The organism is Nocardia sp. TBRC8007 (assembly GCF_056629435.1).
Window position 1 is genome coordinate 1 of record NZ_JBWSOR010000215.1, and the last position, 281, is coordinate 281.

1 protein-coding gene is annotated in these 281 nt (G+C 64.1%); it reads left to right on the plus strand.

Annotated elements, in window-relative coordinates; translation table 11 throughout:
• Positions 1-281 (plus strand): methyltransferase domain-containing protein (locus ACX4ZE_RS23365; protein ID WP_480275624.1); only part of this gene is annotated, 281 nt, incomplete at both ends.

Here is a 281-nt window from a genome sequence, read left to right on the forward strand (position 1 = left end):
CTGTCGGCGGTGACGATACGAACACTCGACCGGCACCTCGCTGCGGTGCGGGCGGAGTGGACCGGACGGGTTTTCCTGCGTACCGCGGCGGCTGATGATCTGTCCGGGTTGCCCGAGGGCTATTTCGATACCGTGGTGGTGAATTCGGTGGTCCAGTATTTCCCCGGCCCGGCTTATCTGCGGCGGGTGATCGAACAGGTGTTGCGGGTGTTGGCGCCCGGGGGTGGGGTGTTCATCGGTGATGTGCGGAATCTGTCGCTGCTGGAGGAATTCACCACCGG